Origin of the sequence: Streptomyces sp. NPDC059092, from assembly GCF_042756365.1 — a bacterium.
GTDB lineage: Bacteria > Actinomycetota > Actinomycetes > Streptomycetales > Streptomycetaceae > Streptomyces.
Genome location: NZ_JBHZEJ010000001.1, coordinates 37,599 through 63,477 on the forward strand (window position 1 = coordinate 37,599; position 25,879 = coordinate 63,477).

At 71.7% G+C, this 25,879-nt stretch carries 23 protein-coding genes and 2 tRNA genes; 15 read left to right on the plus strand and 10 right to left on the minus strand.

Features of this window, described 5'->3' with window-relative positions; genetic code table 11:
* The first annotated feature begins 44 nt into the window (after positions 1–44).
* Positions 45–1,271, plus strand: a complete 1,227-nt coding sequence (locus ACFXPL_RS00125) for an FHA domain-containing protein (protein ID WP_384909904.1) — start codon at positions 45–47, stop codon at positions 1,269–1,271.
* Here the strand turns inward: ACFXPL_RS00125 and ACFXPL_RS00130 are convergent.
* Positions 1,252–2,286, minus strand: coding sequence for a methyltransferase domain-containing protein (locus tag ACFXPL_RS00130; RefSeq protein WP_384909907.1), 1,035 nt, complete (start codon positions 2,284–2,286; stop codon positions 1,252–1,254). The two genes, ACFXPL_RS00125 and ACFXPL_RS00130, sit on opposite strands and share 20 nt — an antisense overlap.
* A gap of 100 nt (positions 2,287–2,386) precedes the next feature.
* On the opposite strand from ACFXPL_RS00130, the gene ACFXPL_RS00135 reads away from it, so the two are divergent.
* Positions 2,387–2,791 carry a globin gene (locus ACFXPL_RS00135; protein WP_384909910.1) on the plus strand — a complete coding sequence of 135 codons (405 nt, stop codon included), beginning with the start codon at positions 2,387–2,389 and terminating at the stop codon, positions 2,789–2,791.
* A gap of 71 nt (positions 2,792–2,862) precedes the next feature.
* Here the strand turns inward: ACFXPL_RS00135 and ACFXPL_RS00140 are convergent, their stop codons facing one another.
* The 7 genes from ACFXPL_RS00140 to ACFXPL_RS00170 all read right to left on the minus strand — a co-directional run bounded on the left by ACFXPL_RS00140 (position 2,863) and on the right by ACFXPL_RS00170 (position 11,773).
* Entirely contained in the window at positions 2,863–3,627 is a 765-nt protein-coding gene (locus ACFXPL_RS00140; RefSeq protein WP_384909913.1) for a hypothetical protein, read from the minus strand.
* A complete protein-coding gene (locus tag ACFXPL_RS00145) occupies positions 3,624–4,049 on the minus strand; it encodes an acyl-CoA thioesterase (protein ID WP_384909917.1) in 426 nt (141 codons plus the stop codon). Before ACFXPL_RS00145 ends, ACFXPL_RS00140 begins: the two co-directional genes overlap by 4 nt.
* A 1-nt stretch (position 4,050) precedes the next feature.
* A complete protein-coding gene (ettA, locus tag ACFXPL_RS00150; RefSeq protein WP_384909920.1) occupies positions 4,051–5,715 on the minus strand; it encodes an energy-dependent translational throttle protein EttA in 1,665 nt (554 codons plus the stop codon).
* A gap of 242 nt (positions 5,716–5,957) precedes the next feature.
* Entirely contained in the window at positions 5,958–7,382 is a 1,425-nt protein-coding gene (locus tag ACFXPL_RS00155; protein WP_384909923.1) for a Cys-Gln thioester bond-forming surface protein, read from the minus strand.
* A 251-nt stretch (positions 7,383–7,633) separates the two neighbouring features.
* Entirely contained in the window at positions 7,634–8,140 is a 507-nt protein-coding gene (locus ACFXPL_RS00160; RefSeq protein ID WP_384909926.1) for a single-stranded DNA-binding protein, read from the minus strand.
* A gap of 154 nt (positions 8,141–8,294) precedes the next feature.
* Positions 8,295–10,163, minus strand: a complete 1,869-nt coding sequence (locus ACFXPL_RS00165) for a GTPase (RefSeq protein ID WP_384909928.1) — start codon at positions 10,161–10,163, stop codon at positions 8,295–8,297.
* Between the two features lie 5 nt (positions 10,164–10,168).
* A complete protein-coding gene (locus tag ACFXPL_RS00170) occupies positions 10,169–11,773 on the minus strand; it encodes a dynamin family protein (protein WP_384910616.1) in 1,605 nt (534 codons plus the stop codon).
* 314 nt (positions 11,774–12,087) lie between these two features.
* Here ACFXPL_RS00170 and ACFXPL_RS00175 point away from each other — a divergent pair.
* The 3 genes from ACFXPL_RS00175 to ACFXPL_RS00185 all read left to right on the plus strand — a co-directional run bounded on the left by ACFXPL_RS00175 (position 12,088) and on the right by ACFXPL_RS00185 (position 14,339).
* Positions 12,088–12,160 (plus strand) — tRNA-Arg (locus tag ACFXPL_RS00175).
* A gap of 389 nt (positions 12,161–12,549) precedes the next feature.
* The gene (locus ACFXPL_RS00180) at positions 12,550–12,672 is read left to right on the plus strand and encodes a hypothetical protein (RefSeq protein WP_384909930.1); all 123 of its coding nucleotides are present in this window, start codon (positions 12,550–12,552) and stop codon (positions 12,670–12,672) included.
* 893 nt (positions 12,673–13,565) lie between these two features.
* Positions 13,566–14,339: a BTAD domain-containing putative transcriptional regulator gene (locus ACFXPL_RS00185; protein WP_384910619.1), complete on the plus strand. Its 774-nt coding sequence runs from the start codon at positions 13,566–13,568 to the stop codon at positions 14,337–14,339.
* On the opposite strand, the gene ACFXPL_RS00190 is transcribed toward ACFXPL_RS00185, so the two are convergent.
* A complete protein-coding gene (locus ACFXPL_RS00190; protein ID WP_384909933.1) occupies positions 14,323–15,330 on the minus strand; it encodes a bifunctional lysylphosphatidylglycerol flippase/synthetase MprF in 1,008 nt (335 codons plus the stop codon). The two genes, ACFXPL_RS00185 and ACFXPL_RS00190, sit on opposite strands and share 17 nt — an antisense overlap.
* Before the next feature lie 207 nt (positions 15,331–15,537).
* Between ACFXPL_RS00190 and ACFXPL_RS00195 the strand changes: the two genes are divergently transcribed.
* From ACFXPL_RS00195 to ACFXPL_RS00225, 7 genes are all read left to right on the plus strand, one after another.
* Positions 15,538–17,247, plus strand: a complete 1,710-nt coding sequence (locus ACFXPL_RS00195; RefSeq protein ID WP_384909936.1) for an aldehyde dehydrogenase family protein — start codon at positions 15,538–15,540, stop codon at positions 17,245–17,247.
* A 97-nt stretch (positions 17,248–17,344) separates the two neighbouring features.
* A complete protein-coding gene (locus tag ACFXPL_RS00200) occupies positions 17,345–18,481 on the plus strand; it encodes an acyl-CoA dehydrogenase family protein (RefSeq protein WP_384909939.1) in 1,137 nt (378 codons plus the stop codon).
* A 12-nt stretch (positions 18,482–18,493) separates the two neighbouring features.
* Complete coding sequence (locus tag ACFXPL_RS00205) at positions 18,494–19,822, plus strand: aspartate aminotransferase family protein (RefSeq protein WP_384909942.1); 1,329 nt, start codon at positions 18,494–18,496, stop codon at positions 19,820–19,822.
* On the plus strand, positions 19,815–20,330 hold the full coding sequence (locus tag ACFXPL_RS00210) for a type II toxin-antitoxin system RatA family toxin (RefSeq protein ID WP_384909945.1): 516 nt from the start codon (positions 19,815–19,817) through the stop codon (positions 20,328–20,330). The genes ACFXPL_RS00205 and ACFXPL_RS00210 overlap by 8 nt, the downstream gene beginning before the upstream one ends.
* Positions 20,330–20,845 (plus strand): hypothetical protein, encoded by a 516-nt coding sequence (locus ACFXPL_RS00215; protein WP_384909948.1) that lies wholly within the window; start codon positions 20,330–20,332, stop codon positions 20,843–20,845. Before ACFXPL_RS00210 ends, ACFXPL_RS00215 begins: the two co-directional genes overlap by 1 nt.
* A 65-nt stretch (positions 20,846–20,910) precedes the next feature.
* The gene (locus tag ACFXPL_RS00220) at positions 20,911–21,150 is read left to right on the plus strand and encodes an acyl carrier protein (RefSeq protein ID WP_384909951.1); all 240 of its coding nucleotides are present in this window, start codon (positions 20,911–20,913) and stop codon (positions 21,148–21,150) included.
* Positions 21,150–22,400, plus strand: a complete 1,251-nt coding sequence (locus ACFXPL_RS00225; RefSeq protein WP_384909954.1) for a beta-ketoacyl-[acyl-carrier-protein] synthase family protein — start codon at positions 21,150–21,152, stop codon at positions 22,398–22,400. The genes ACFXPL_RS00220 and ACFXPL_RS00225 overlap by 1 nt, the downstream gene beginning before the upstream one ends.
* Here the strand turns inward: ACFXPL_RS00225 and ACFXPL_RS00230 are convergent.
* Positions 22,387–23,277, minus strand: a complete 891-nt coding sequence (locus tag ACFXPL_RS00230) for a GDSL-type esterase/lipase family protein (protein WP_384909957.1) — start codon at positions 23,275–23,277, stop codon at positions 22,387–22,389. The two genes, ACFXPL_RS00225 and ACFXPL_RS00230, sit on opposite strands and share 14 nt — an antisense overlap.
* Positions 23,278–23,401: 124 nt before the next feature.
* On the opposite strand from ACFXPL_RS00230, the gene ACFXPL_RS00235 reads away from it, so the two are divergent.
* From ACFXPL_RS00235 to ACFXPL_RS00245, 3 genes are all read left to right on the plus strand, one after another.
* Positions 23,402–23,488 (plus strand) — tRNA-OTHER (locus ACFXPL_RS00235).
* Between the two features lie 211 nt (positions 23,489–23,699).
* Positions 23,700–24,380 carry a class I SAM-dependent methyltransferase gene (locus tag ACFXPL_RS00240; protein ID WP_384909960.1) on the plus strand — a complete coding sequence of 227 codons (681 nt, stop codon included), beginning with the start codon at positions 23,700–23,702 and terminating at the stop codon, positions 24,378–24,380.
* 17 nt (positions 24,381–24,397) lie between these two features.
* Positions 24,398–25,837 (plus strand): cytochrome P450, encoded by a 1,440-nt coding sequence (locus tag ACFXPL_RS00245; RefSeq protein WP_384909963.1) that lies wholly within the window; start codon positions 24,398–24,400, stop codon positions 25,835–25,837.
* The last annotated feature ends 42 nt before the right edge of the window (positions 25,838–25,879 follow it).

The following is a 25,879-nucleotide window of genomic DNA, read 5'->3' on the forward strand; positions in this document are numbered from 1 at the left end:
TGAGAGCGCGGCCCGCGGGCCGGACGAGAGGAGGAAGCGCCGACATGCCGACCTGCCCGAACGGACACCAGTCGGGTTCCGAGGACTGGTGCGAGGTCTGCGGCCACCGCATGGCCGGCCCCGGCGCCCCGGCGGGCGCCGTGCCGCCGCCTCCCCCGCCGCCCCCCGCGCCCGGCTACGGCTATCCGCCGGGCGACGCCTATCCGCCGGCCGGCCCCGACGCCACCGCGCACGCGGAGCTGTGCCCGCAGTGCCGCACGCCTCGGGAGCCGATGGCTCCGTTCTGCGAGGAGTGCCGCTGGAACTTCCTGACGAACACGGCGACGTCGTACACCCCGCTGGCCCCGCACCACGGCCCGAGCGGCGGTCCCGGTGGTCAGGGCGGGCCGGTGCCCGGGCTGAATCTGCCGCCCGGTTTCCAGGCGCAGCAGCCGCCCAGGCAGCCCGAGCCGTTCGAATACCAGACTTCCCGCCCGTCGCAGCTCAACCGGCCCGCGGAGCCCCTGTCGCCCGACCAGTCGGCCCCTGCCGGTACGGCGTCCGCGCCGTCGCGGCCGGTGCCGGACTACGCGCGTCCTGACTACCAGCAGGACTACCAGCAGCAGGGCCCGCCGCCCCCGTCGCCGTACCAGCAGGGGCCGACGCCCTCGCCGTACCAGCAGGAGGGGCCGCCGTCGGCGCCGCGTCTGCCGGTCTCGCCGGTCTTCCAGCACTCCTCCGCTCCCCCGGCGCCGCCGCAGCCGCGGCAGAGCGGCGAGGACGACTGGATGCTGCCGCCGCCCTCGTCCTCGGCGCCTCAGTCGCGGGCGCCGCAGGGCCCGCAGGAGTCCCAGCGGCACGAAGCGGCCCAGCAGTACCAGCGTCCGGCGACCTGGACGGCGGTCGTCGGTCCCGACCGCGACTACTTCATGGCGATGATGCAGCGCAGCGGCCCCGAGGCCACCGGGCTGAATCTGCCGGCGTACTCCCCCGAGCAGCGTCTGTCGCTGACCGGTGACCAGATCGCGATCGGCCGCCGTCGGCACTCCACCGGCGAGTCCCCGGACATCGACCTGTCCGTGCCGCCGGAGGATCCGGGGGTCTCGCACCAGCACGCGGTCCTGGTCCACCAGCCGGACGGAAGCTGGGCGGTCGTCGACCAGAACTCGACCAACGGCACGACGCTGAACGGCGCCGAGGACCCGATACAGCCGTTCGTCCCTGTCCCGCTCAAGGACGGTGACCGGGTGCACGTCGGCGCCTGGACGACGATCACGATCCGCCGCGACTGACCCGCCCGGGGCCGTCGTCCTGGCCGAGCGGCCAGACGTACGGTCCCGCCGGGTCGTCCAGCCAGGCCCACTGGCCGCCCTCGGTGACCGTGACGCCGTACCGCTCCCGCGCCGGGCGCCCCTCGCGTTCCCAGAGCGAGAGCGCCTCGCGCGGGTCGAGGCGGCCCGCGGTCAGGGTCAGCAGGAAGCGGAACAGCTCGTTCTCGCTCGCGCGCCGCGGCAGCCCGCCGAGGGGACGGGACGGGACGGGCCGGCCGGCCGGGACGCCCCGCAGCGGTACGAAGTACGCGGCGGTGTGCAGGAAGCGCCCCTCCCCGTACCGGCCGTGCGGCCCTTCGGTGACCCCGAGCGTGATCAGCCCGGTGGCGAGCGGGGCCAGGATCCGCGCCCCGGGGCGTGACTGCGCGGTCCAGGCCCGCGGCACCGACGGCAAGGTGCAGGTCGCGATGATCCGGTCGAACGGCGCGCGCCCGGGGCAGCCGCGCGCCCCGTCGCCGGTGACGACGGCGGGCCGGTACCCGGCCGCGGCGAGATGGGTACGGGCCGACTCGGTGATCTCCGGTTCCAGATCGATGGTGGTCACGTGCGTGTCACCGAGCCGGTGGGCGAGCAGGGCGGCGTTGTAGCCGCTGCCCGCGCCGATCTCCAGGACGCGGTGCCCGTCCCGCACGTCCAGCTCCACCAGCATGCGGGCCATCAGGGAGGGCTGGCTGCTGGACGAGATCAGCTCGCCGTCGCGCACGCGGGTGGCGAGCGGGGCATCCGCGTACGCGCCCCTCAGCCAGCGCGCGCGCCGTACGGGGTCGGGGTCGCCGCCCCAGAGCCGGTCCCAGCCGCCGGGGCGGCTGGTGAAGTAGTACGGGACGAAGAGATGGCGCGGCACCTCCTCGAACGCGGCCCGCCAGGCGGGATCGTCCAGCGCCCCGGTCAGCGCGATCTCCCGGACCAGCCCGGCGCGCGCCTCGGCGGCGGTCGCGTCGTCGGGACCGTACGGGTCGGCCGGGTGTGCGCCCATCCCTCCACTGTCCTGTCTCGGGGGCCGGGAAGCGAACGGACCCGCCCGCGGGGCGCCGGGTGGACCGGTCCTAGGTCGCGGCGTCTGAGACGATGGACGGGTGAACGATATTCCGCACGGCACGCTTCAGGAGCAGACCTTCTACGAGCAGGTCGGCGGCGAGGAGACCTTCCGGCGCCTGGTCCACCGCTTCTACCAGGGGGTCGCCGAGGACCCGCTGCTGCGGCCGATGTACCCGGAGGAGGATCTGGGCCCGGCCGAGGAGCGCTTCACGCTCTTCCTCATGCAGTACTGGGGCGGCCCGCGCACCTACAGCGACCAGCGCGGCCACCCCCGGCTGCGGATGCGGCACGCCCCGTTCGCGGTGGACAGCGCGGCGCACGACGCCTGGCTGCGGCACATGCGGGCGGCGCTCGACGAGCTGGGGCTGTCCGAGGCGCACGAACGGCAGCTCTGGGACTACCTGACGTACGCCGCCGCGTCGATGGTGAACACCGCCGGCTGACGGCCCCGGTCCCGTACGCGGGCCGCCGCACGGGAAGCGTCCGTACGCGGGCCGTCCCGTACGCGGGCCGCTCAGGCCGGGGTGACCGTCAGTCCGCCGAGCCCGGCCCGCCGTACCGCGATGGAGCCGAACGCCGTACGGAGCCGGAGCCAGCTCCCTGACTCCAGCAGCGCCAGCGGCTCCTCGGGGGCGGCTCCGGCGGGCACCAGCGCGCGCACCGGGCGCAGGAAGCCCAGCGACTGCGCGGCGTGCACGGCCCGCAGCGGCAGAGGGGTGTCGCCGAGGGTGCGGGACCAGATCTCCCGGCCGATCCGGTCGCGCGCGGCGCGCGTCCGGTCGCCGGGCGCCAACCGCTCGTCCCTGGCGCGGAACTCCGCGACCGCCCCGGCCAGCGCGTGCCGTACGGCCTCTCCGCCGGGGAGCCCGGGCACCTGGCGCCAGCCGCCGCGCGGCGGCAGCACCCCGGCCCACGGCGGCCCGGTGACGGCGGCCGGGACGACCGCCGTGCGCGCGATGTCCTCGACGGAGTCGGGGACTGCGGGAGCGGCCGGTGAGTCGATGGAGTCGAGGAGTTCCCCCGCGGAGACCGTGACGTCCAGCGGGGCCGCCGCCCGTGGGGTGTACGGGGCGCCGAGCCGGGCCGTGCGGATGGCCAGCACCTCGAAGGACGCGGGGCGGCCGAAGACCGCGAGCGCGCCCCCGCCCGCACCCCCGCCGCCGGCCTGGAGCCGGACGGCGGCGGCGCGGTCGTAGTGGATCAGCCGCGCGAGGAAGGCGCCGAGATCGGCGGCCTCCCGCGCGTCGGCGAATTCCAGGGTTCTGACGGACAGGGTCATGCCGCGAGCGCGTCCTCGTCGTCCAGGTACTGCAGGAGGTGCGACTTCTCCTCGGCGGAGATCCGCCGGGGTCTGGCCGCTTCCAGGTCGTACGGCACGACGACGGTCGAGGCCCGTACGTACACCTGGTCACCGTCCTTGATCTCGTACGCGATCGTCAGCGACGCCGCGTTGATCTTCGTCACCCAGGACTCGATGGTCACCGGCTGGTGCCGGTGGACCAGGGGTCGCTTGTAGTCGATCTCGTGCCGGGCGACCACGGACCCGCCGGAGAAGGACGGCGAGCCGTCCCCCGGCGCCAGCCGGAACATGAAGTCGATGCGGGCCTCTTCGAGATAGCTGATGAAGACCGCGTTGTTGACGTGCCCGAAGGCGTCCATGTCCGACCAGCGCAGGGGACAACTGTAGATATGACGGGCCATCTCAGCCCCGCGTGAGCTTCTTGTAGGTGGCACGGTGCGGGCGGGCGGCGTCGGCGCCGAGCCGCTCGACCTTGTTCTTCTCGTACGACTCGTAGTTGCCCTCGAACCAGAACCACCTGGAGTCGCCCTCGTACGCCAGGATGTGCGTGGCGACGCGGTCCAGGAACCACCGGTCGTGGGAGACGACCACGGCCGCGCCCGGGAACTCCAGCAGCGCGTTCTCCAGCGAGGACAGGGTCTCGACGTCGAGGTCGTTCGTCGGCTCGTCGAGGAGGAGCAGGTTGCCGCCCTGCTTGAGGGTGAGCGCCAGGTTCAGGCGGTTGCGCTCACCGCCGGAGAGCACCCCGGCGGGCTTCTGCTGGTCCGGGCCCTTGAAGCCGAAGGCGGAGACGTAGGCGCGCGAAGGCATCTCGACATGGCCGACGTTGATGTAGTCCAGCTCGTCCGAGACGACCGCCCACAGCGACTTCTTCGGGTCGATGTTGCCGCGGCCCTGGTCGACGTAGCTGATCTTGACGGTGTCGCCGACCTTGATGGTGCCGGAGTCCGGCTCCTCGAAGCCCTGGATCATCTTGAACAGCGTGGTCTTGCCGGCGCCGTTCGGACCGATGACCCCGACGATGCCGTTGCGCGGGAGCGTGAAGGACAGGTCGTCGATGAGAACCTTGTCGCCGAACGCCTTGGAGAGGTTCTCGACCTCGACGACGACGCTGCCGAGCCGCGGGCCCGGCGGGATCTGGATCTCCTCGAAGTCCAGCTTCCGCATCTTGTCGGCCTCGGCGGCCATCTCCTCGTACCGCGCGAGACGGGCCTTGGACTTGGCCTGGCGCCCCTTCGCGTTGGAGCGGACCCACTCCAGCTCGTCCTTGAGCCGCTTGGCGCGCTTGGCGTCCTTCTGGCCCTCGACCTTGAGCCGGGTCTGCTTGGTCTCCAGGTACTTGGAGTAGTTGCCCTCGTAGCCGTGGAGACGGCCGCGGTCGACCTCGCAGATCCATCCGGCGACGTTGTCGAGGAAGTACCGGTCGTGAGTGACGGCGACGATGGTGCCGGGGTACTTGGCGAGGTGCTGCTCCAGCCACTGCACCGACTCGGCGTCCAGATGGTTGGTGGGCTCGTCGAGGAGGAGCAGGTCGGGGGCTTCGAGCAGCAGCTTGCAGAGCGCGACGCGGCGGCGCTCACCACCGGACAGGTTGGTGACGGGCCAGTCGCCGGGCGGGCAGCCGAGTGCGTCCATGGCCTGTTCGAGCTGGGTGTCCAGGTCCCACGCGTTGGCGTGGTCGAGGTCCTCCTGGAGCTTGCCCATCTCCTCCATGAGAGCGTCCGAGTAGTCGGTCGCCATCAACTCGGCCACTTCGTTGAAGCGGTGGAGCTTGCCCATGATCTCGGCGGCGCCGTCCTGGACGTTCTGCAGGACGGTCTTGGACTCGTCGAGCTCCGGCTCCTGGAGAAGCATGCCGACGGTGTAGCCCGGGGACAGGAACGCCTCACCGTTGGACGGCTGCTCCAGACCGGCCATGATCTTCAGGATGGTGGACTTTCCCGCGCCGTTGGGTCCCACCACACCGATCTTCGCGCCCGGCAAGAAGCTCTGCGTCACGTCATCGAGGATGACCTTGTCGCCGTGCGCCTTACGCGTCTTGCGCATCGTGTAGATGTACTCAGCCAAGAGAAACCGTCCGGCAATCGAGAAGGGCCAATGTGCGGCTCCGCCGCGTGAGGGCAGATACACCCCATCTTGCCGTACGTCCATCCCCCGATGGAAACCAGTACCGCCCCCCGGACAGCTCCCCGGCGGATTCTCGGCCGGTTCGCGGCGGACTTCTCCGCGCTGTACGGGCGTGGCCCCCGGGACGTCCGTGCGTCCTGGGGGCCACCACCTGCGGCGGGTCACTCCGTGCCCGCGGCCGCTCACTCTCCGGTGGAGGCGCCGTTCTTCCTGCGGAGGAGGTGGACGGCCCCGCCGCCGACGACGACGAGGGCGATGGCGACGCCCGCGATGACCGGGGTGGCGGCGGAGGAGCCGGTCTCGGCGAGGTCGCCCGTGGCGGTGGTGGCGCCGGTGACGCCGGCCGTTCCCATGGTGTCCGCCGAGGAGCCGCCGGCCGAGGCCGGGAGGGGCTGCCCGGAGGCGCTCTGCGTGACGATCTCGGAGTTGCCGGTGGTCACGCAGTCCAGGACGCCGTCGAAGGTCTTCGAGAACCCGCCGGATCCGGTGACGGTGATGCCGTACGTCTCGTCCTCGCCGACCGGGACGACGACCGTGGTGGACCCGCCGGGTGTGACGGTGTGCTCCTCGCCGGCGATCTCGAAGACGAACGGCTCGTCACCCTCGTTGCCGGCGGTGATGTCGACCCCGCTCTTGGCGCAGTTCTTGCGCGCGGTGACCGCGGGTATCGGGCCCTTCTCGGCCCAGTTGGCGGTCGCCGTCGCGGAGACCGTGGATTCGCTGGATCCGGCGAGGATCTGGGTCTGGCTCCTGGTGACCCCGGCGAAGGCGCGGCCGACGGGCACGGAGGTGGCGGCCTGGACGCCGAGGGAGGCGGTGCCGTCGGCGGTGTCCTCGGGCACGTCGAAGTACAGCTCGGTACCGTCGGCCGCAGTGGTGACCGGCGTGCCGGCCTCGTCGGTGATCCGGACGCCGCTGGCGGCGGCGTCGGCGGGCGGCGTCACCGTGACCCCGGCGGCGTCCGTGCGTACGGTCACGGGGCCGAGCCGTTCACCGGCCCGGCCGGAGATCACGCCGGGCTCCAGGGTGAGCGACGCCTTGGGCTCGGCGCTCTCCTGGGCACTCTTCTCCAGCCAGTCGGCGAGCTTCTCCGCCGCGGGGTCGCTCGCGTCGACGTCGGCGCCGTCCGAGTAGCGCCAGATCGCGACCTGGGTGCCGGCGGCGGCGGTCTTCTCGGTCAGCGGTCCGGTGCCCGCGGTCTCGGCCAGCGCCGCGAGGTCGTCGATCTGGGGGTACGAGTGCTCCAGGATCCAGCGGATCCTGCCCGCGTCCTTGTTGGCGCCGAGCGAGGTCTCGTCCCAGGGGGTCTCCTGGTACTTCGCCTGCTCCTGCGTGGGGTTGTGTATGTCGATGCAGTACGTCTTGAGCTTGCCGCCGCCGTCGACGGTCATCTCGAACAGCCCGGCGGGCAACCGCTGGTCCTTGCCGCCCGTGTGGAGCACGGCCTCGCCATAGGTCTTCAGGCCGTCGAGGGTCGCGGCGGCGCCCCCCTGGTGCGGGGAGCCGTCGTCGGCCACGGCGGTACCGGCACCGGTCAGCGAGGTCAGCGCGACCAGACCCGAAGCGAGGACCGCGGCGGCGAGGCGGGCCGCGCCCCGCCGCCGCACGGATGACCCAGATATCGCAGAAAACACAGAATTCCCCTTCGGGCGAGGTTCTTTCGCGTGGAAACGCGTGGGGGGTTGCCTCGCCTGCAGACTCAAGTGCCCAGTGAGTACTCGCGAATCCTATGGAGGACGAGAACCACGGAAGGTCGCCCGGCCACCGGGACAGCCGTTCCGCATCGGAATCGTTATCCAGTGGCCGATACACACATGGAAGGTGACCGAGAGTATCGGCAGATCTCCACAAACACCCCTCAGGAAGCGGGAGTCGAGGCGGCGACCGTGTCGGCCGGCGCTCCCGGCGGCGGCCCGTGCCGCGCCGGCTCCCCCTCCCACGGCGCCTCCGGGGCCGCCTCCTGCCGCTCCGCAGCGCCGCCGTGACCCACGGTCAGGGCGGGGGCCGTCCTGACCGCCCGCCGGAACGCGGAGGTCCCGCGCGTCAGGTCGTGCCCCACCGCCACCGCGTCGACCTCCACCGACGTCCGCCACTGTCCCTCCCGCTCGTCCTCCCGCACCCTCAGCCGGCCGTGCACCACGAGCGGTTCGCCCACCGAGACGGAGGCCGCCAGATTGGCTCCCAGCGCCCGGCGCGCCCACACCGTGTAGAAGCTCGTGGGCCCGTCCGTCCAGCCGCCGCGCGCGCGGTCCCAGCGGCGCGCGGTCGCCGCGAGTCGGAACCGCGCCGCCCCGCCCGTCTCCGACTCCCTGAATTCCACCCGCGTGGCGACATTCCCCACCAGCGTTACCACCGTGTCGTTCATAATCTGCCTCCCGTCCGGCCGCATTCGACTGATCCCATGCTGGACCGGGCGGAAAGAATGTGCTGACGCCTGTGGATTACCTGTCAGTTGTGGAAAACTCCGTCACCCGATCCGGTGAGGTTCGGTTCACCGAGGAGTCCGCCCAGGAGTCCGCTCACGCACCCGTGCGGGAGACCGTGACGTACTGCTCCCGCACCTCCCGGTAGCGCATCAGCTCGGCCGCGATCGGGTCGAGCACCCTCGCCCGTCCGCACCCCGCCGCCGCCTCGCGCAGCCGCCGCTCCGCGTCCTGCCCGTACCGCCGCGCGGGCCCCCGCGCCGCCGCCCCGCACGCCCACTCGACGAACGGGCCGCCGACGATCCCGGCGAGCATCACCAGCACGGGCGGCAGCAGCCCCGGTTCCAGCGCGCCGACGATCTGGCCCACCAGCCAGAGCGCGCCGAAGATCTGGAGCAGCGTCATGGACGCCTGGGCCAGTACGGCCGCGGGCCACCAGGCCGGGCGCGGCGGTCGGCCCGGCGGCGGGCCCGCCGTCACGGCCAGCTCGTCCAACTCCTCGGGCAGCCCCTGCGCGCCCCGTACGGCGGCCTCGCGCACCGAGTGCGCCCATGGCTCGGGCAGCCCGGCGGACGCCTCCTCCACCACCGTGCGCACGGCCTGTTCGACGCGCTGGCGCGCGGTCAGCTCGTCCTCCACGACCGCCGGGGCGGCCGGGGTCTCGCCGCCGCCGGGGGTGCGCTTGCTCTCGTACCACCGCCACAGGCGCAGCCAGGGTGTCCCGCACGCGCGTCCGGCGTTCCTGTGCCACTCGCGTTCCGCCGTCTCGCCCGCGGCGACGGCGCCGACGGCCCAGGCCAGCCGGTCGGTGAACTGCTCGCGGGAGCGCTCACCGAGTCCGGCGCGGCCCTCGGCGACGTACGCGGAGCGCAGCTTCAGCGCGGCGGCGTCCACGTCGGCGGTCAGCCGCAGCGCCGCGGCGCCGCGCTCCTGCACGAACCGGCCGAGCAGGTCGCGCAGTTCACCCACGCCCTGTCCGGTCAGCGCGGAGACGGAGAGGACGGTGGCGCCCGGCTCGCCGTGTTCGCCGAGGGCCATGCCGTCGTCGTCGAGGAGGCGGCGCAGGTCGTCGAGCACCTGGTCGGCGGCGTCGCCGGGGAGCCGGTCGATCTGGTTGAGGACGACGAAGGTGATCTCGGCGTGCCCGGCGAGCGGTCGCAGATAGCGTTCGTGGAGGGCCGCGTCCGCGTACTTCTCGGGGTCCACGACCCAGATGACGGCGTCCACGAGGGCGAGCACCCGGTCCACCTGGTCCCGGTGGCGTACGACGGCCGAGTCGTGGTCGGGGAGGTCGACGAGGACGAGACCGTGCAGTTCCTCGTCGCCGTCGCCGCCCGCGAGGGGCCTGCGGCGCAGCCGTCCGGGGATGGCGAGCCGGTCGAGCAGCCCGGCGGCGCCGTCGGACCAGGTGCAGGCGATGGGGGCGGAGGTGGTGGGCCGGCGCAGGCCGGTCTCGGAGATCGGCACTTCGGCGAGCGCGTTGAAGAGCGTCGATTTGCCGCTGCCCGTGGCGCCCGCGATGGCGACGACGGTGTGGCGCGAGGAGAGCCGCTGCCGTGCCGCCGCCTCGTCCAGTACGCGGCCGGCCTCGGCGAGGACTGCGCCCTCGACGCGGGTCCTGGACAGCCCCACCAGCTCGCCCAGTGCGTCCAGCCGGGTCCGCAGGGGGCCGCCGTAGGCCCCGCCGATGGGCGTGTGCGCCTCGCTGTCGCCCCGGGAGGCCCCGGGGAGTTCCGGAAGGCCGTCCAGGGCGTCCAGGCCCTCTGCGGAGCCTTTCTCGCCGGCGCGGCGGGCGATCAGGCCGTCGTCCCAGGATCCGCCGGAGTCGGCGGGGGCCGCCCCGCCCTGCTCCGGGACTCCGGGGGCGCCGGGGGCTTCGGGGGCGCGGGGGGCCCCGGTGGGCTTCCCTCCGGCCGCGGTGGCCTCGGCGGCGGCCTGCGTCTTCGCGTCCTTCGCGTCGGTCACGTGGATCACCTTTCCCTCTGGAGTACGGACAGTGCGGCGATCAGCTCGGCCTGCGGCTCGGGGCTGACCTCCAGCGCGTCGAGGGGCGCCAGCCGCCGGTCGCGCTCCCCGTGCAGCACGCGGTCGATGTACGTCGTCACGAGTTCGCCGCCCCGGTCGCGCAGTCGCAGCGCCCCCTGCGCCCCGATGCGTTCGGCGAGCCGTTCTCCGGCGAGCCGCGCCCGCCGGCCGCCGAGCAGGGCCGCCGCGAGGAGCGCGGCCACCGTTTCGGCGTCCGGCGCGGCGTTGCGCTCGTGCTGCCGCACCTCCTCCTCGGCCAGCTCCTCCAGGACGCGGCGCCAGCGGCGTACGGCCATCCCGACCCGTTCCACGGCCTCGCCGTCGGGGCCCGGCACCGGGAGCGCCCCGGCCGCGGGTTCGCGGCGCCAGGCGGCTTCCACGCGCTCGTCGGCGGCGGCCACGGCGCACTGGAGGAGCGCGCCGAGGCTCTCCACGAGCGAGTCGAGCAGTTCCCTTGAGGAGCTGTCCCTCGGATGGCCGCGCCACCGGGTCCGCGCGTCCCCGGCGAGGACGGCGCCGCGCTGGAGCTGGCGCCGTACCCGCTCCCCCTCGGCCGTGTACGCGTCCTCCACGGCGCCCGTCAGCCGTACGGCGGCGGCGTACTGCGCGGCGACCGCCCCCGCCAGTTCCGGCATGCGCGCGTTGAGCGAGTCGATGACCCCGGCCGCGGTGCGGACGAGGGCCTGCTGGCGGGCGGCCGGGTCCTGCACCCGGTGTGCCAGCCAGGCGAGCAGCGGCGCGACGGCGGTGGTGGGCAGCAGCCCGCGGCCGGCACCGGCGGACTCGGGCAGTTCGGGGATGGTGAACCGCGGTACGTCGCCGAGCCCGGCCCGTTTGAGGAGCGCGCCGTACTGCCGGGACACCTCGTCGAGCACCTGGTGGGGCACCCGGTCGAGGACGGTGACCAGGGAGGCGTCGTACTCCTTCGCGGTGCGCAGGAGGTGCCACGGCACGGCGTCCGCGTACCGCGAGGCGGTGGTCACCATCACCCAGACGTCGGCGGCGCAGATCAACTCCGCCGCGAGCAGCCGGTTCTCCACCACGAGCGAGTCGATGTCGGGCGCGTCGAGCAGGGCGAGACCGCGGGGCAGCGCGGTGGCGGTGTCGACGCGCAGCGCGTTCTGCTCCGCGCCGGGCGCGCCGTCGGCGCCCGCCCCGGTCGCGGGGTCCTCCTCCTGCTGGGGCAGCCAGACGCGGGTGAGGTGCGGGAGCACCCGCATACCGGCGAACCAGTGGTGGTCCTCGGGGTGACAGACGAGTACGGGGGTACGTGTGGTGGGGCGCAGCACCCCCGCTTCGCTGACCCGCCGCCCCACAAGGGAGTTGACCAGCGTGGACTTTCCGGCCCCGGTGGAGCCGCCCACGACCACGAGGAGCGGTGCCTCGGGGTCCCGGAGCCGCGGCAGCAGATAGTCGTCGAGCTGCGCCAGCAGTTCGGCCCGGGTCTGCCGGGCGCGTGGTGCCCCGGTGAGGGGCAGTGGAAGACGCACGGCGGCGACACGGTCGCGCAGTGCGGAAAGTGCGTCGATCAACTGGGGCCGTACGTCCAAGGTCACCACATGCGAAGAATGCCCAATTTTGGAGCCTTTTTGAAGCGTATGGGCATCTCTGCGCGCCGATTATGCTTCGGGACAGACGGGACGAGTGGGGCGCAGGCATAACGAGTGCACAACACCCGGGGCGCCAGAGCCCAAAAGCGATGCACGAATCGCACCTGCCTGCGATTATCGGTTCGCTTCACTGAACCTCCACAACGTGCCACGCACGTGAAGCAACCGGGTCAGGGTGATCGGAGCCCTATCCTTGTCCCGGCAAGGTCACGGAACCGCCCAACAGTGGCTCCTGGTCACCGAGGCCACTACCGGCCCCCGTAGCTCAGTGGATAGAGCAGGTGCCTTCTAAGCACTTGGCCGCAGGTTCGAGTCCTGCCGGGGGCGCTCTTCTACGCGCGGTGCACGGCCCTCCCGTCAGGGAGGGCCTTCGCGCAGGTCGACGCAGCTTAGCGGGGGCGCTGTAGTAGCGGCGTAAGACCCCTCCCGTCCAGGGCCCACCGCACCCGGGGCCCGAGCGGGCGGCCGAACGGGCCACACGGGCGGCAGGGGACCGGCGGCAGGGATCCCGGCCATGACGCACACACCACTCGGCTTTGCCCGCTGTTCTCCATTTTCCGGGGGCAACTTTCAGGCCCCTCGGGATGCCCGATTCATCCGGAAAATTGTACGGAAATCCAAGGAACTTTTCCCACTCCTCCGCAGTCCTAGCCAATGACCAGAGGCCCGCGGGAATCCGACACCGCGGGGCCGAACCACGGGGAAGGTTCTCTCGCATGCGCGCCCACGTCCGCACCACACCCGTCGCCTGCACCGCCGCGCCCGCCCAGGGCGACCCGCGCGGCGCCATCGGCCGCGCCATCGGCCGCGCCGCCGGCCCCCACGGCCAGGACGGCTGAGCCGGCCGGCGACGCGGAGCCGGCCGCCGATGCCGAGCCGTTCCGCCGCCGGCCGGCTCACGGGCGGTCCAGTCGGCGGAATATGTCAGCGCACACAACGATTGCCCCCACGGAACGGGCAGCGAACAAACGGGAAACGGGCGAGAGGGGCAGTCGTTCCGGCCCGCCACCGGCGCCGCCGGATCGGATGCACCTGAATTCCTGGATTGTTCACCCATATGCTCCGTCGCCGCCTCCCCGGCAGTGTGCGGACCTCGACCGGAAAGCGATGGCACGTCGATGACGGGCCGCTCACCATGTGCATCTGCCGAAATGCACATAAAGCCAGATCGCCGAACACCGGCCATTTCGGGCAACCGCAGGCCGCCTTCCCACCGAGTCGGACCGGCCGTCCCCGGCTCGCTCCGCCCCGCCCACCGCCGGACGCACCCTCCGAGAGCTGCCCTTTCCCTCACGTGTTCGACCACCCGGGCAGAGCCCGTTCGGATCCGGCCATGTCGCGGGGCAGCAGAATCGGTCATCCACGCTGCCCGGACCGGCCCGGCGGTCACGGGGGCCTTGCCACAGAACATTTGGGCAACTTGGCGTGCTCTCATCCTCCGGTGGCGCGATATCCAACACAGAACGTCGAGAATGAGCCAAGTTCACAGCTCGCGGATCCAAGCTTTCGCAGTGGGCAGCCTTACCTACGAGTAGCGCTGCATTATCGCTGAGTACCGGAGTGACCTCATCGTGAATCCGGGCCGACAGTGGTGTTCGTGCGTGCCGCCGTCCGCTGGGACGGTGTCACCGGCACGCGGGGCCGACCCCGGAGGGAGACGTTCCGTGTGCCCACTCTTCGGTCGCATCAGGAAGGCAACGGGCGACAATTGCAGATCAATCTTCTCGGACCGATGGAAGTAATCGACGACGGGGTTCAGGTCCGGATACCCGGAGAGAAGTTACGCTCGATCATGGCGGCCCTCTCCCTGTCGGTGGGCCGCTCCGTTTCGCGGAGCGAACTCATCGATGAACTATGGGGTGAAGAACCCCCGAACAGCGCCGAAAATTCATTGCATGGCCATATCGCCCGGTTAAGACGGGTGTTGGTCGCACACGGAGGAAAGGCCTCTCTACGCAATGTCATCCAGACCTCGCCGACCGGGTACGTCCTGGAACTGGCAGAAGAGGACGTCGACGCCTCCCGGCTGCTCCACCTGGTGGCCCGCGCCGACGCGGCGAGCGCGCACAGCCCCAGGGAAGCCGTCGACCTGCTGAACGAGGCGGTCTCCCTGTGGCGCGGCCCGGCCCTGATAGACGCCGGCCACGGAATGATCTGCCAAGTGGCGTACACCCAACTGGAAGAGGTCAGACTGGGAGCGTACGAAAGGCTCTTCGACATACGCCTCCGGCTGGACCACCCCCGGGCCGTCATCCCGGGGCTGGAACAACTGCACGCCAGGTATCCGCTGCACGAACGATTCTGCGAGCAGCTGATCACCGCGCTCTACCTCTCGGGCCGGCAGGCCGACGCGCTCAACACCTACCACCGCACCCGCGAGTACCTGTCACAGCATCTGGGGCTGCAGCCCGGGCACGGGCTGCGCGACACCTTCCAGGACATCCTCCGCCAGGCTCCTCACCTGACGAGAGCGACCTCCGCAGAGAGGGTCACACCGATTTCGTAACCCGCAGGATCTGCCAGATGGCTCCCAGCCGCGCCCTGCCGTGGAAGGCCAGGTATTCGGGGGACACGAGCTGGGGGCCCCACTTCTCCTTGTAGGCGAGCTGGCTGGCCGCGGGATAGACCTTGTCGCCGTGGTCGGCCAGCATCCGCATGATCTTGCGGGTGGCCTTGCTGGCCCCGGCCGGATCGTGCTCGTCGGCGAGCCCGGTGAACGGGGTGAAGCCGAAGTGCAGCCACTCGGCCCCCTCCTGACGGAACATCTCCAGCGCGGTGAGGTTGATGGCCTCCATCACACCGGGCGGCGCGTCCGGCAGCCGGCGGCTGAGGTCGTGCAGCCACCCGGGGCGTGCGCCGTACGCGGGCGAGTACGAGATGTACGCGATGGGCACCCCGTCGAGCCTGCCCAGCATCAGCCGGCGCGCGTGCTGTACGGGCCCGCCCAGCTCGCCGACCAGGAACTCGATCTCCTTGACGTGCCGGCCCTTGCTCCGCAGCCAGGCCCCGTCGATGCCGGCGATCTCCGCCGCGCACTCCTCGTGGGGGACCTCCGTCACCTCAAGACCGCTGCGCCGGGCCCGCGAGATCTTGTTGCGGAGTTTCATGAAACGGGTTCCGCGCAGGGCGAAGTCCGGCAGGTGCACCGAATACGACGAACCGACCTGATTGACCGTGAACCCGCAGCGGACATAAAGCTCGACGTCCGAGGTGAGGAGCTGTACGGCGACGGCCTTGCGGCGGCGTCGGCGCGCGTGGTCGAGGAAGGCCTTCAGCAGCGCCTCCCGCTGCTCCGGCGGGGCGTGGACACCGCCGAACTGGATGAAGTACGAGCCCGCCTCGCGATAGGCGACGACCCCGTCCAGCGACGGATCGGTGAAGTACGCGTTACCGGAGTTGAGCGCGAGGAAGGCGCTGGGATTGTCGCCGTCCTTGCGGAGTCTTTCCAGGACGTCGAGCACTTCTTGGTCGGATACCTCTCCGCTGCGCGTCGTCATCTCACTCCCGTTGCCTGATGCGTCGAGTTACGGGGCCGGGCGCCCTGTGCCGTGCCCCGCAGACTCTCCGCCATCCCTCTTCCATTTCCCTGAAACAGCCGTCTCAGCGCGGTCTCAGCGCCGTCTCAGCGCCGTCTCCGGGGATTTTCAGGGGGGTCTGTGATGGTCGTAGCCACCACTTGGAACTGCGAACTTTCCCGTCATCGGATGGGAAATGGAGAGCGGAGGGGCTGCGTGAGCAGCGACACCACGGCGCCTTCGGCGTCAGGAAAAGAAGATTCCGGAACGTCCCGCCCGGAAGTCCCCACCTACCTTTCCCTCATTGACGGAAAGAACGTTCCGAGCGGGTCCTGGGTATACGTGGTCGACTCGGACGCCCTGCTCGACGACGCGTTTTCCACGCTCACCCTGAAGCGGAAGCTGGAGAGCGGACGGATTTCCGCCGAGAATCTGCCGGCCACCATTGTCGGCCGGGTGGCGCGGGCGGACCGCCAGACCACGGATCTGGCGGTCGAGGCGGCGGCGGCGGCGGTCGGGCCCTGGTCCGCGTTCCCCCCGGAGACCCGCATCGAGCAGTTCGGCGCCCTGCTGTACCGCAGGCTCGTCGATCAGGCCGATGAGATCACCGAGGTACTCGTACGGGAAGGACACCCGCTCGCGCTGGCCCGCTGGCAGGTGTCCGGGGCCCTGGAGGTCTTCGGCCCCGAGTCGCTGGGCTTCTACCGGAGCCAGATGCTCCAGGAGTACCGGCACGGGGAGCGGACGATCTCCGTACGCCGCCGCCCCGACGGGGTGGTCTGCCTCAACCCCCCGCAGAACGCCCCGCTGTCCAGCGCGCTGCTCGGGGTGACCGCGATCATGGCCGGCAACGCCCTCGTCGTACGGGCGCCCCGCAGCGCCCCGCTGGGCGCGATGTACGTACTGCAGGAGGTCGTGGCCCCGGTCCTCGCGGAGCTGGGCGCGCCGCCCGGCACCCTCGGTGTGGTGTGCGGCGACCCGGCCCCGATGCTGGACGCCTGGCTGGAGAGCCCGCTCGTCGACGACATCATGTACTTCGGCAGCAGCGAGAACGGGATGCGCTTCCAGGAGCGCTGCATCGCCGCGGGCAAGAAGCCGATCCTCGAACTGGCCGGCAACGACATCGTGCTGGTGTGGAAGGACGCCGATCTGGACCTGGCGGCCGAGGCCATCACCGAGAGCTTCTACGGCTCCGGCCAGCTCTGCATGATCCCCAACCAGGTGGTGGCCCACCCGGACATCGCCGACGACCTCATCGCCCTGCTGGCGGAGAAGGCCGGGCGGATCAGGCCGGGACGGTCCTCCGAGGAGGGCGTCCTGCTCACGCCGGTGCTGCGCAACGAGAAGTTCTTCTCGTGCCTGCGCGACGCCCTCGACCACGGCGCCGAGCTGGTCTGCGGCGGACACGCGATGCAGGAGGACGGGACCCGCGACACGGCCGGGATCTTCCTTGAGCCGACGGTGGTGAAGGTACGGGGACTGGCGGAGGCCCGGGAGGTCCAGGCCGTCCGCGAGGAGACGTTCTTCCCGCTGCTCCCGGTGATCGTCGCCGAAGCCGCCCCCGACGACGTGCTGCTGGAGCGGTTCATCGACTTCGTCAACGGCAACGCCTACGGGCTGCGGAACTCGGCGTGGGCCCGCGACCCCGAGGTGGTCGACCGGATCGTCACCCGGATCACCCAGGGCGGCCTGCTCAAGGTGAACGACTCCCACATCGGGTTCCTGCCCTACCTGCCGACCCACGGCGGAACCGGGCTCACCGGCGGCGTCTTCGGCGAGGCCAACTACCCGATCCTGCGCACCTCCCACATCCAGGGCGTGAGCGTCGCCACCGGCGCGCGCCCCTCCGAAGCGGTGTTCGGCGCCTGGAAGGCCCTTCAGGCCGCCGCCGAACGCTGACCGCGTCCTCCGGCGGCCGGGCCGCCTCCGTACGGGAGCCCCGTACGCGGCCGTCCGTGCGCCCGCCCATCACCCCGAACAGAACTGAGAAGGATCCATGCGCTCGTTGGAAGCCGCACGCGAGACGTGCGAATCATTCCTGCCCGGCCTGCTCGACCTGCTCTCCGGCGCATCGCTGGAAGAGCTGGAGGCGCCGAAGAACCCCGCCCTCGACCACTTCCGCACAGCCGGCGGCCCCGGCCTCGTGATCCCCAAGACGTACGGCGGGGCGGGCGCCGACCCGCTCCAGGCCCTCGCCGTGACCCGGGCCCTGGCGTCCAAGGCTCCGTCCCTGGCGATCGCCACCACGATGCACCACTTCTCGGTGGCGACCCTGTTCACCCTGGCCGAGTCCATCCAGAGCAGCGGCATGGAGTGGGCCCTGCTCGAAGGGATAGCCGAACAGCGGCTGCTGGTCGCCTCCGGCTTCGCCGAGGGCCGGCCGGGCCGGGGCATCCTCTCGCCGATGATGACGGCGACGAAGGCCGACGGCGGCTTTGTGATCAACGGCGCCAAGAAGCCGTGCAGCCTGTCGCACTCGATGGACCTGCTCACCGCGAGCGTGGCGCTGCCGACCGACAGCGGTGAGCCGCGGATGTCGGTGCTGCTGATCCCCCGGCAGACCGAGGGCGTCAGCGTCCACCCGTTCTGGGGGAGCCGTACCCTCGCGGGCGCCGAGAGCGACGAGGTGCGGCTCACGGACGTCTTCGTCGACGACCAGCTCATGATGCACACCGAGCCGGGCGACGCCGGGAACCTGGACGACCTCCAGACCGTCGGGCTGATCTGGTTCGAACTGCTCATCTCCGCCTGTTACCTCGGCATGGTCAGCGGGCTGGTCGAGCGGGTCGTCGACGGCGGCCGGGGCAGCGACTCCGACCGCGCCCGGGTGCTCACCCGGCTGGAGACGGCCGCCCTGCTGCTGGAGGGCACCGCGCGCATGATCAGGGACGGCGAGACCGGCAACGCGGGGCTGGCCAGCACGCTCGTCGCCCGGTACGCCGCCCAGGACGCGCTGGGCGACGCGCTGAACCAGGCCGTCGAACTGCTCGGCGGCACCGCCTTCATGTCCTCCTCCGACGTGGCCTACCTGGCCGGCGCGGCCCACGGTCTGTCCTTCCACCCGCCGTCGCGGGCGAGCTTCACCGTCCCGTACCTGGACCACGTCGCGGGCCAGCCGCTGCGTCTGACCTGACGAGGGAGATCCATGACCACGACACCCACACTGCCGTCGGCCCTGCCGCCGGCCTCCCCCGCCACCACGCCCGCCCTCGGGCGTGAGGAGCTGGGGAAGCTGTACCGGGCCCGGCTCAGCAAGGGCCGGGCGACGCTCGGCGAGCTGTTCGGCGGGCACATCGAGGTGGCGTCGCAGGGCGCCTGGGTCACTACCTCGGAGGGCAAATCCTTCCTGAACTGCGGTGGTTACGGCGTCTTCCTGACCGGCGCCCGCCATCCCACCGTCATCCGGCACGTCGCCGAGCAGCTGGCCACCCACCCCGTGGCCACCCGCCTCTTCCTCGAACCCCAGGTCGCCCTGGCCGCCGACGCCCTGGTGTCCGTGGTGCCCGCGGGGCTGGAGCGCGTCCACTTCTCCGGCTCGGGGGCGGAGGCCGTCGAGACGGCGATCAAGCTGGCCCGTACCCAGGGCCGCCACCGGCTGATCGCCACGGAGAACGGCTACCACGGCAAGACCATGGGCGCGCTCAGCCTCACCGGCAAGAGCGTCTTCCAGGAACCGTTCCGGCCGCTGCTGCCGGAGACCAGCCATGTCCCGTTCGGCGACGCCGCCGCCCTCGAACCGCTGCTGGCGGCCTCCCCCGGCGAGGCGTGCGTCTTCATCGAGCCGGTGCAGGGCGAGGCCGGGGTGGTGATCCCGCCGGACGGGTATCTGCGCGCGGTGCGTGACCTGTGCGACCGGTACGGGGCCTACCTCGTCCTGGACGAGATCCAGACCGGTCTCGGCCGGCTGGGCACCTGGTGGGGCGCCGACCGTGAGGGCGTCTCCCCCGACATCCTGCTCGTCGGCAAGGGGCTCAGCGGGGGCGTCGTCCCGGTGTCGGCCGTCGTCGCCACCCGGAAGGCGTTCGGCGCCTTCGACCGGGACCCGTACCTGCACACCTCCACGTTCTCCGGCGCCCCGCTGGCGATGGCCGCCGTACGCGGATCGCTCGCGGCGATGCACGAGGACGACCTCGTGGCCCGCTCCCGCGATCTGGGCGCCGAGATCCTTCCGGAACTGGACCGCATCGTCAGGTCGCACTACGGCGCCGCCGTACGCGAGGTGCGCGGGCAGGGGCTGCTGCTGGGCATCGAGTTCACCGACCCGGGCCCCGCGGGCGACCTGCTCATCGAGCTGATCATGAACGGCGTCATCGCCAACCATTCGCTCAACTCGCACCTCGTCCTGCGCTTCACCCCTCCCGCGGTGCTCACCAGGGGAGACCTGGACTTCTTCTACGAGGCGGTCGACCGCGCGTGCCGTGCGCAGGGCGCCCGGTACGCACCCACAGCAGAAGGCGGCAAAATCCATGCGTAGCGTTCACGTGATCGTCCGTGTCCATGACGTCGACGCGGCGGCGGCGTTCGAGCGGGTCGGCGCCTTCAGCCGGTATCCCGAACTGACCGAGGTCATCCGCTCCGTGACCTCCCGCCAGGTCTCGGAGAAGGAAGAGGTCAGCGACTGGGACGTCTACTTCCGCAACGGCATCCTGAGCTGGAGCGAGACCGACCTGTTCGACCGTGAGTCGCTGACCATCACCTTCGAGCAGACCGACGGTGACTTCGCCGAGTTCACCGGCGTGTGGCGGCTCACCGCGGACGGCCAGGACTGCCTGGTCGACTTCAGCGCCGAGTTCGACTTCGGCATCCCCAGCCTCGCGGGCATCCTGGACCCGGTCGCGGAGCGGGTCTTCAAGGAGACCATCGCCCGGGTCGTCATCAGCATCTTCGGCGGCAACGCCTCCGTGGTCGACGACGAGGCGGTCGCCCGCGCCGTCGCCGAGGCGATGGGCACGCCCGTCACCACCGCGACCGGAGCGCGCTGATGGACGGGAAGAACCTCTTCGAGACGCGGACCACCTACCGGCTGATCCGGCTGGAGTACGGGCTCGGCCTGGTGATCGCCGCGGTCTTCTTCTTCCTCCACATCGACGAGGTCAGGTGGATCCCGGCGATCGGGCTCTTCGTCTACATCGACCTCATCGGCTACATCCCCGGGGCCGTCGCGTACCACCGTTCCCGGACGAAGCGGATCCACCGGGCCTATTACGTCGCCTACAACGTGATGCACAGCCTGGCCACCCAGACGCTCGTGGTGCTCGCGTGGATCTGGCTGTGGGGCCCCGAGTGGGCGCTGCTGGTCATCCCCATCCATCTGTTCGGGGACCGCGCGCTGTTCGGGAACTTCCTGAAGCCGTTCGCGCTGGACTTCGAACCGGTGGCGCATCCCGCGTACGCCCGCTTCACCGACCAGTACGCCACCACACCCGTCACACCCGTCACCCGGTCCGCGCCGGCCGGCGAAGTGACCACCGCCGCCCGGCAGCCGCAGGGAAGCTGACGGATCCACCGCCATCGCAGGGCGCGCCGGCACACGCCGGCGGCCCGCCTCCGGAAGGAACCCTCATGGAAGACGTCTACAAGCGCCTGGTGGAACTGCTCACCAGCACCTTCGGCCTGGACGCCGGCTCCATCGAGCCGACCAGCACCCTCAGCGGTCTCGAACTCGACTCGCTCGCCCTCGTGGAACTGTCCGTCGCCGCCCAGGAGGAGTTCGACGTACCGATCGACGACAGCGAGCTGGGTCCCGACTCGACCGTCGGACAGGCCGCCGAGATCATCTCCGGCAAATTGGCCACCGTCTGATGAGCGGCCGACCGACGACCGCTCCGGCACCGTTCGACGCGGCGATCACCGGCATCGGAATGGTCACCGCCGCCGGGGTCGGGGTGGAGCGGAGCTGGGAACGGATCCGCGCCGGCGCGGGTACGGCGGCCTCCGACGTACCCGCGCTGGCCGGGCTGCCCGCCGACTTCGGCTGCGCCGTGACCGACTTCGACCCCAGCGGGGTGATCGAGCGCAAGCAGGTGTGGCGGCTGGACCGCAGCAGCCAGCTCGCGCTGGTCGCCGCCCACGAGGCCGTCGCCAACTCCGGTCTCGACCGGGACTCCTGGGACGCGACCCGGGTCGGGGTGATCCTGGGCAACGGCATCGGCGGCGCCGCCACCTGGGAGAAGCAGCACAGCGTGCTGCTGGAGAAGGGGCCGCGCAAGGTCTCCCCGCTCCTCGTCCCCATGCTGTCGCCCAACATGTGCGCGGGGTACGTGTCCATGATGCTCGGCGCCCTGGGCCCCAGCCTGGTGACGGCGACGGCCTGCGCCTCGGGCACCACGGCGGTGGGCATGGCGCGCGAACTGCTGCGCAGCGGGATCTGCGACGTGGTGATCACCGGGGGCACCGAGGCGCCGCTGGTCCCCTCGCTGGTCTCGGGGTTCAGCCAGATGCGGGCCCTGGCCGACCGCCGCGACGACCTGTCCACCACCTCACGGCCCTTCGACGCCGACCGCAACGGCTTCGTACCGGCCGAGGGAGCGGCCGTACTCGTCCTGGAGCGCGCCGAGGACGCGCGGGCGCGCGGCGCCCGGATCCGGGCCATGGTCAGCGGTTACGGCGCCTCCGCCGACGCGCATCACGCGACCGCCCCCGACCCGAACGGCAGGGGCGCGGAACTCGCGCTGCGCGCCGCGCTGCGCGACGCCGGTGTCGGCCCCGACGAGGTGGACCACGTCAACGCGCACGGCACCGCGACGCTGCTGAACGACGCCACCGAGGCCCGGACGATCCGCCGGGTGCTCGGGGAGCGGCCCGCGGTCACCTCCGTGAAGGGGGTGGTGGGCCACTCGCTGGCCGCCGCCGGCGCCATCGAGGCGGTGGTGACGGCGCTCACCCTGGAGGAGGGGCACATCCCGCCGACCGCCAATCTGGAGAGCCTGGATCCGGAGCTGGAACTCGACATGGTGTTCAAGGCCGGGCGCGATGTGCGCGCCGAGGTGGCCGTCAGCAACTCGTTCGGATTCGGCGGTCAGAATGCCGTACTGCTGTTCACGGCGGCCTGACCGGTCCGCGCCCGGACCCGGCGTCCGCCGGGTCCGGGGCGGGCGCGGGAGCGGCCGTCCTGGCGCCGAGGGCGCGCACCACGGCGGCGGCCAGGGCCGCGTGGCCACGGCTGTTGGGCCGGGGCCGGTCGCGGCTCCACACGGCCGCCGCGGCGTCGGGGCGGTGGGTGTCGGGGGCGACGTAGAGCGTGCCGTGGCGCAGGGCTACGGCCCTGGCCTGCTCGGACACCCGCCCCTGCTGCTCGGCCGCCCGCTCGCGGCGGCTGGCCGGCAGGCCGGGCCAGGCGGCCAGCGGATGGGCGCCGACCAGCACGACGTCGCAGCCGGCGTCACGCAGCGGCGCGACGATCCGTACCAGCTCGGCCGTCAGCCCGTACCTGCCGAACGTCTCGTCGGGGGTGTACGCGGTGCCGCAGCACACCAGCGCCAGGTCGCCCCGGAAGGCGAGGGCGGCCGGGAGCTGCGAGGAGCGGACCTGCGCGACGCGTACTTCACGCCGGCCGAGGAGGTTGAGGTAGGCGACGTCCTCGGCGGCCTCGTCCAGGGCGGAGGCGACCCGGTCGTACCAGGGCCGTGCGCCGTACCCCTCGACCGGCTCCGGGGCCCGTTCGACCGCGAGGTCCCCGAGCACCACCAGCCGGCGCCACGGGGCTCGGGCGAGGAGTCCGCGCGCCTCGCCGGGCCGCAGGCAGTGCGGGTCGGCGGCCTCCCGGTCGGCGGCCTCCCGGTCGGGGGACGACCGGTCTTCGGCCGTGTCGTCGACGCCGTTACCGGCGTGGTGCCCGATGCTGTTCCCGGTGTCCTCACCCGTGTCGTTCCCGATGTCGTTCCCCTCCCTCCGGACCCTTCCTTGCTGCCCGGCCGGGATCGGCTCCACTCCGCCGTCCGGCCGCGGGCTGCCGGCCGGCGGCCGGTCTCAGGAAGATCTCAGCGTGATCTCAGAACGCTGCGGCAGCATCGGTGGCGCAGCGGGAGCGGCGATCGTTCCGCCCCCGAGGCAGGGAGAGGTACCCGAAGTGGTCCAACGGGGTTCCGGGGCAACCCGGATCGGGCGCGAGCCCCCGCAGGTTCGAATCCTGCCCTCTCCGCCGACCATCCGATGCCGTGCGGCGACGCCGCCCCCGCCCGTGCGGGGGACCCGCCCGGGGCAGTCAGACCGCCGGGGCAGCGGTGCCGCGCACCGTGCGCGCGCGTTGGCCCGTACACCCGTTCCCGGAAGTTGCCGGGCCCGCCCTCCGGGGTCGTGAGCCCGCTCCGTGGCACCACCCGAGACGTTGCGAACCGCGAAGGGAAGTCCGGATGATCGAGAAACTGCTCAAGGGCCCGCTGGAGTTGGTGGAGAACAACTTCAAGCAACCCGATGGGCGCGCCGGTCGGCTGATCGGCCACGTGATGGCCAAGCAGCACCGTACGCTCACCGTGTGGGCGATCGAGCACATGGAGGTACGGCGCTCGCAGCGGGTCCTGGACATCGGCTGCGGCGGCGGTATGGCCGTCAAACTCCTCTCGGAGCAGGCGACTGGGGGATTCGTCGCGGGGGTGGACTACTCCGCGGAGATGGTCCGTCAGTCCGTACGGCGCAATGTCGACGGCGTCGCGGCGGGGCGGGTGGAGATCAAGCAGGGCGACGCGGGGGCACTGCCGTACGAGGACGCGTCCTTCGATCAGGTGAGCGCCATCGAGACGTTCTACTTCTGGCCCGATCCGATGCGCGGGCTCAGCGAGGCGTACCGGGTGCTCAAGCCCGGCGGGCAGGTGGCGATCACCCTGGAGATGAGCCGGGAGGCGTCCGAGACGCCCACGGCGAAGCAGCGTCTGCTGGGGAAGCGGTTCACCGAGCGCTCCGAGCGGGAGGGTCTGCGCATCCTCTCGGGCGCGGATCTGGTGGAGATGCTGGGCAAGGCCGGTTTCCAGGACGCCCGGTTCGTCTCGGAGCCGCTCCGCTCGTTCGGCTGGGTCTGCGCCCTGGCGCGGAAGTGAAGGGGACGGAACCCGCCATGACGGCAACACGCGGCACCGCGGCACCGGTCAGGACCGCGGCGGCCCCCTCCGCGCCGGAGGCGCGCAGCCTGCCCGTGCTGGGCAGCGTCCTGGACTTCCGCAAGGACATCCTGGAGGCCATGCACCAGGGCTGGCGCGACCACGGTGATCTGGTCCGCTACCGGCTCGGTCCCGTCGTCGTGCACGGCGTCTCCAGCCCGGAGCTCGCCGGCGAGGTCCTGACCGACAGCGCGACGTACGGGAAGCTCGGTCCGGACAACCCGCTCCGGCTGATCCTCGGCGAGGGCCTGCTCACCAGCGACGACCACGAGAGCTGGATGCGCAACCGGCGCATGATGCAGCCGATCTACACCAAGCAGGCCATCGCCCGCATGTTCGAGTCGATGTCCGAGTCGACGGCGGACCAGGTCGCCCACATGGCCGCTTCGTACCGGAGCGGCGACGTGGTGGACGTCCACGCGGAGATGATGCGGGTCACCCTCGACATCGTCAGCCGGTGCATGTTCTCCACCGATGTCGAGCAGACCAGGGACGGCATCAGCCCGGAGGCCGTCGACGTCGCCATCAACTACGCCTTCGACCGGCTCCAGAACCCGTTCAGCCCGCCGACCGACTGGCCCACCCCCCGCAACCGCCGCTTCCAGGCGGTCATGAAGGGGATCGACGACATGACGTACGGGATCATCGCGGAGCGCCGCAAGGCCGCCGCCGACGGTGTCTCCCGGGGGGACGGCACGCCCGACCTCCTCGACATGATGCTGGACGTGCGGGACGCCGACACCGGCGAGGGCATGAGCGACCGTCAGGTGCGGGACGAGGTCATCACCACCTTCGGCGCCGGGCACGAGACCACCGCGATCACCCTCACCTGGGCCTTCTACCTGCTCTCCGGCAACCGCCGGGCGCTGCGCCGGGTGCAGGACGAGGTGGACGAGGTCCTCGGCGACCGGATGCCCACCATGGCGGACCTGGCGGCCATGCCGTACGCGCTCCAGGTCTTCGAGGAGGCGCTGCGGCTCTACCCGTCGGCGCCGATCGTGCCCCGGCTGGTCCTCAAGGACACCGTGCTCGGGGGCCACAGCGTGCCGGCCGGCTCGCGGCTGCTGGTCAACCTCTACAACATCCACCGTCACGAGCGGCACTGGGACGATCCGGAGCGCTTCGATCCCGACCGCTTCTCCGCCGAGGGCAAGAAGGGCCGGCACCGCTTCGCGCACATGCCCTTCGGCGCCGGCCCGCACCTCTGCATAGGCAAGCACTTCGCGCTGATGGAGGCACATCTGCTGCTCGCCGCCCTGGTACGGCGGTACGAGTTCCGGCACGTGCCCGCGCACCGGGTCGTCAACCAGGCATCGATCACGCTGCGGCCCCGCTACGGGATGGACATGACCGCGCACGCGCGTACGGGAGCGGTGGGAGCGCCCGGCGCTCCGTAGGACGTAACGGCAGAAGCAGTACCAGCACCGGTATCGGATGGG

Excerpts from the sequence above, each read along its gene's own strand:
- ACFXPL_RS00215 (WP_384909948.1), top strand. The coding sequence starts at position 20,330 with ATGGACGGGAAGAACCTCTTCGAGACGCGGACCACCTACCGGCTGATC.
- ACFXPL_RS00245 (WP_384909963.1), top strand. The coding sequence starts at position 24,398 with ATGACGGCAACACGCGGCACCGCGGCACCGGTCAGGACCGCGGCGGCC.
- ACFXPL_RS00145 (WP_384909917.1), bottom strand. The coding sequence starts at position 4,049 with ATGGCCCGTCATATCTACAGTTGTCCCCTGCGCTGGTCGGACATGGAC.
- ACFXPL_RS00225 (WP_384909954.1), top strand. The coding sequence starts at position 21,150 with ATGAGCGGCCGACCGACGACCGCTCCGGCACCGTTCGACGCGGCGATC.
- ACFXPL_RS00130 (WP_384909907.1), bottom strand. The coding sequence starts at position 2,286 with ATGGGCGCACACCCGGCCGACCCGTACGGTCCCGACGACGCGACCGCC.
- ACFXPL_RS00190 (WP_384909933.1), bottom strand. The coding sequence starts at position 15,330 with ATGACGACGCGCAGCGGAGAGGTATCCGACCAAGAAGTGCTCGACGTC.
- ACFXPL_RS00125 (WP_384909904.1), top strand. The coding sequence starts at position 45 with ATGCCGACCTGCCCGAACGGACACCAGTCGGGTTCCGAGGACTGGTGC.
- ACFXPL_RS00180 (WP_384909930.1), top strand. The coding sequence starts at position 12,550 with ATGCGCGCCCACGTCCGCACCACACCCGTCGCCTGCACCGCCGCGCCC.
- ACFXPL_RS00200 (WP_384909939.1), top strand. The coding sequence starts at position 17,345 with ATGCGCTCGTTGGAAGCCGCACGCGAGACGTGCGAATCATTCCTGCCC.
- ACFXPL_RS00160 (WP_384909926.1), bottom strand. The coding sequence starts at position 8,140 with ATGAACGACACGGTGGTAACGCTGGTGGGGAATGTCGCCACGCGGGTG.
- ACFXPL_RS00205 (WP_384909942.1), top strand. The coding sequence starts at position 18,494 with ATGACCACGACACCCACACTGCCGTCGGCCCTGCCGCCGGCCTCCCCC.
- ACFXPL_RS00140 (WP_384909913.1), bottom strand. The coding sequence starts at position 3,627 with ATGACCCTGTCCGTCAGAACCCTGGAATTCGCCGACGCGCGGGAGGCC.
- ACFXPL_RS00185 (WP_384910619.1), top strand. The coding sequence starts at position 13,566 with ATGGAAGTAATCGACGACGGGGTTCAGGTCCGGATACCCGGAGAGAAG.
- ACFXPL_RS00210 (WP_384909945.1), top strand. The coding sequence starts at position 19,815 with ATGCGTAGCGTTCACGTGATCGTCCGTGTCCATGACGTCGACGCGGCG.
- ACFXPL_RS00220 (WP_384909951.1), top strand. The coding sequence starts at position 20,911 with ATGGAAGACGTCTACAAGCGCCTGGTGGAACTGCTCACCAGCACCTTC.
- ACFXPL_RS00195 (WP_384909936.1), top strand. The coding sequence starts at position 15,538 with ATGGGAAATGGAGAGCGGAGGGGCTGCGTGAGCAGCGACACCACGGCG.
- ACFXPL_RS00240 (WP_384909960.1), top strand. The coding sequence starts at position 23,700 with ATGATCGAGAAACTGCTCAAGGGCCCGCTGGAGTTGGTGGAGAACAAC.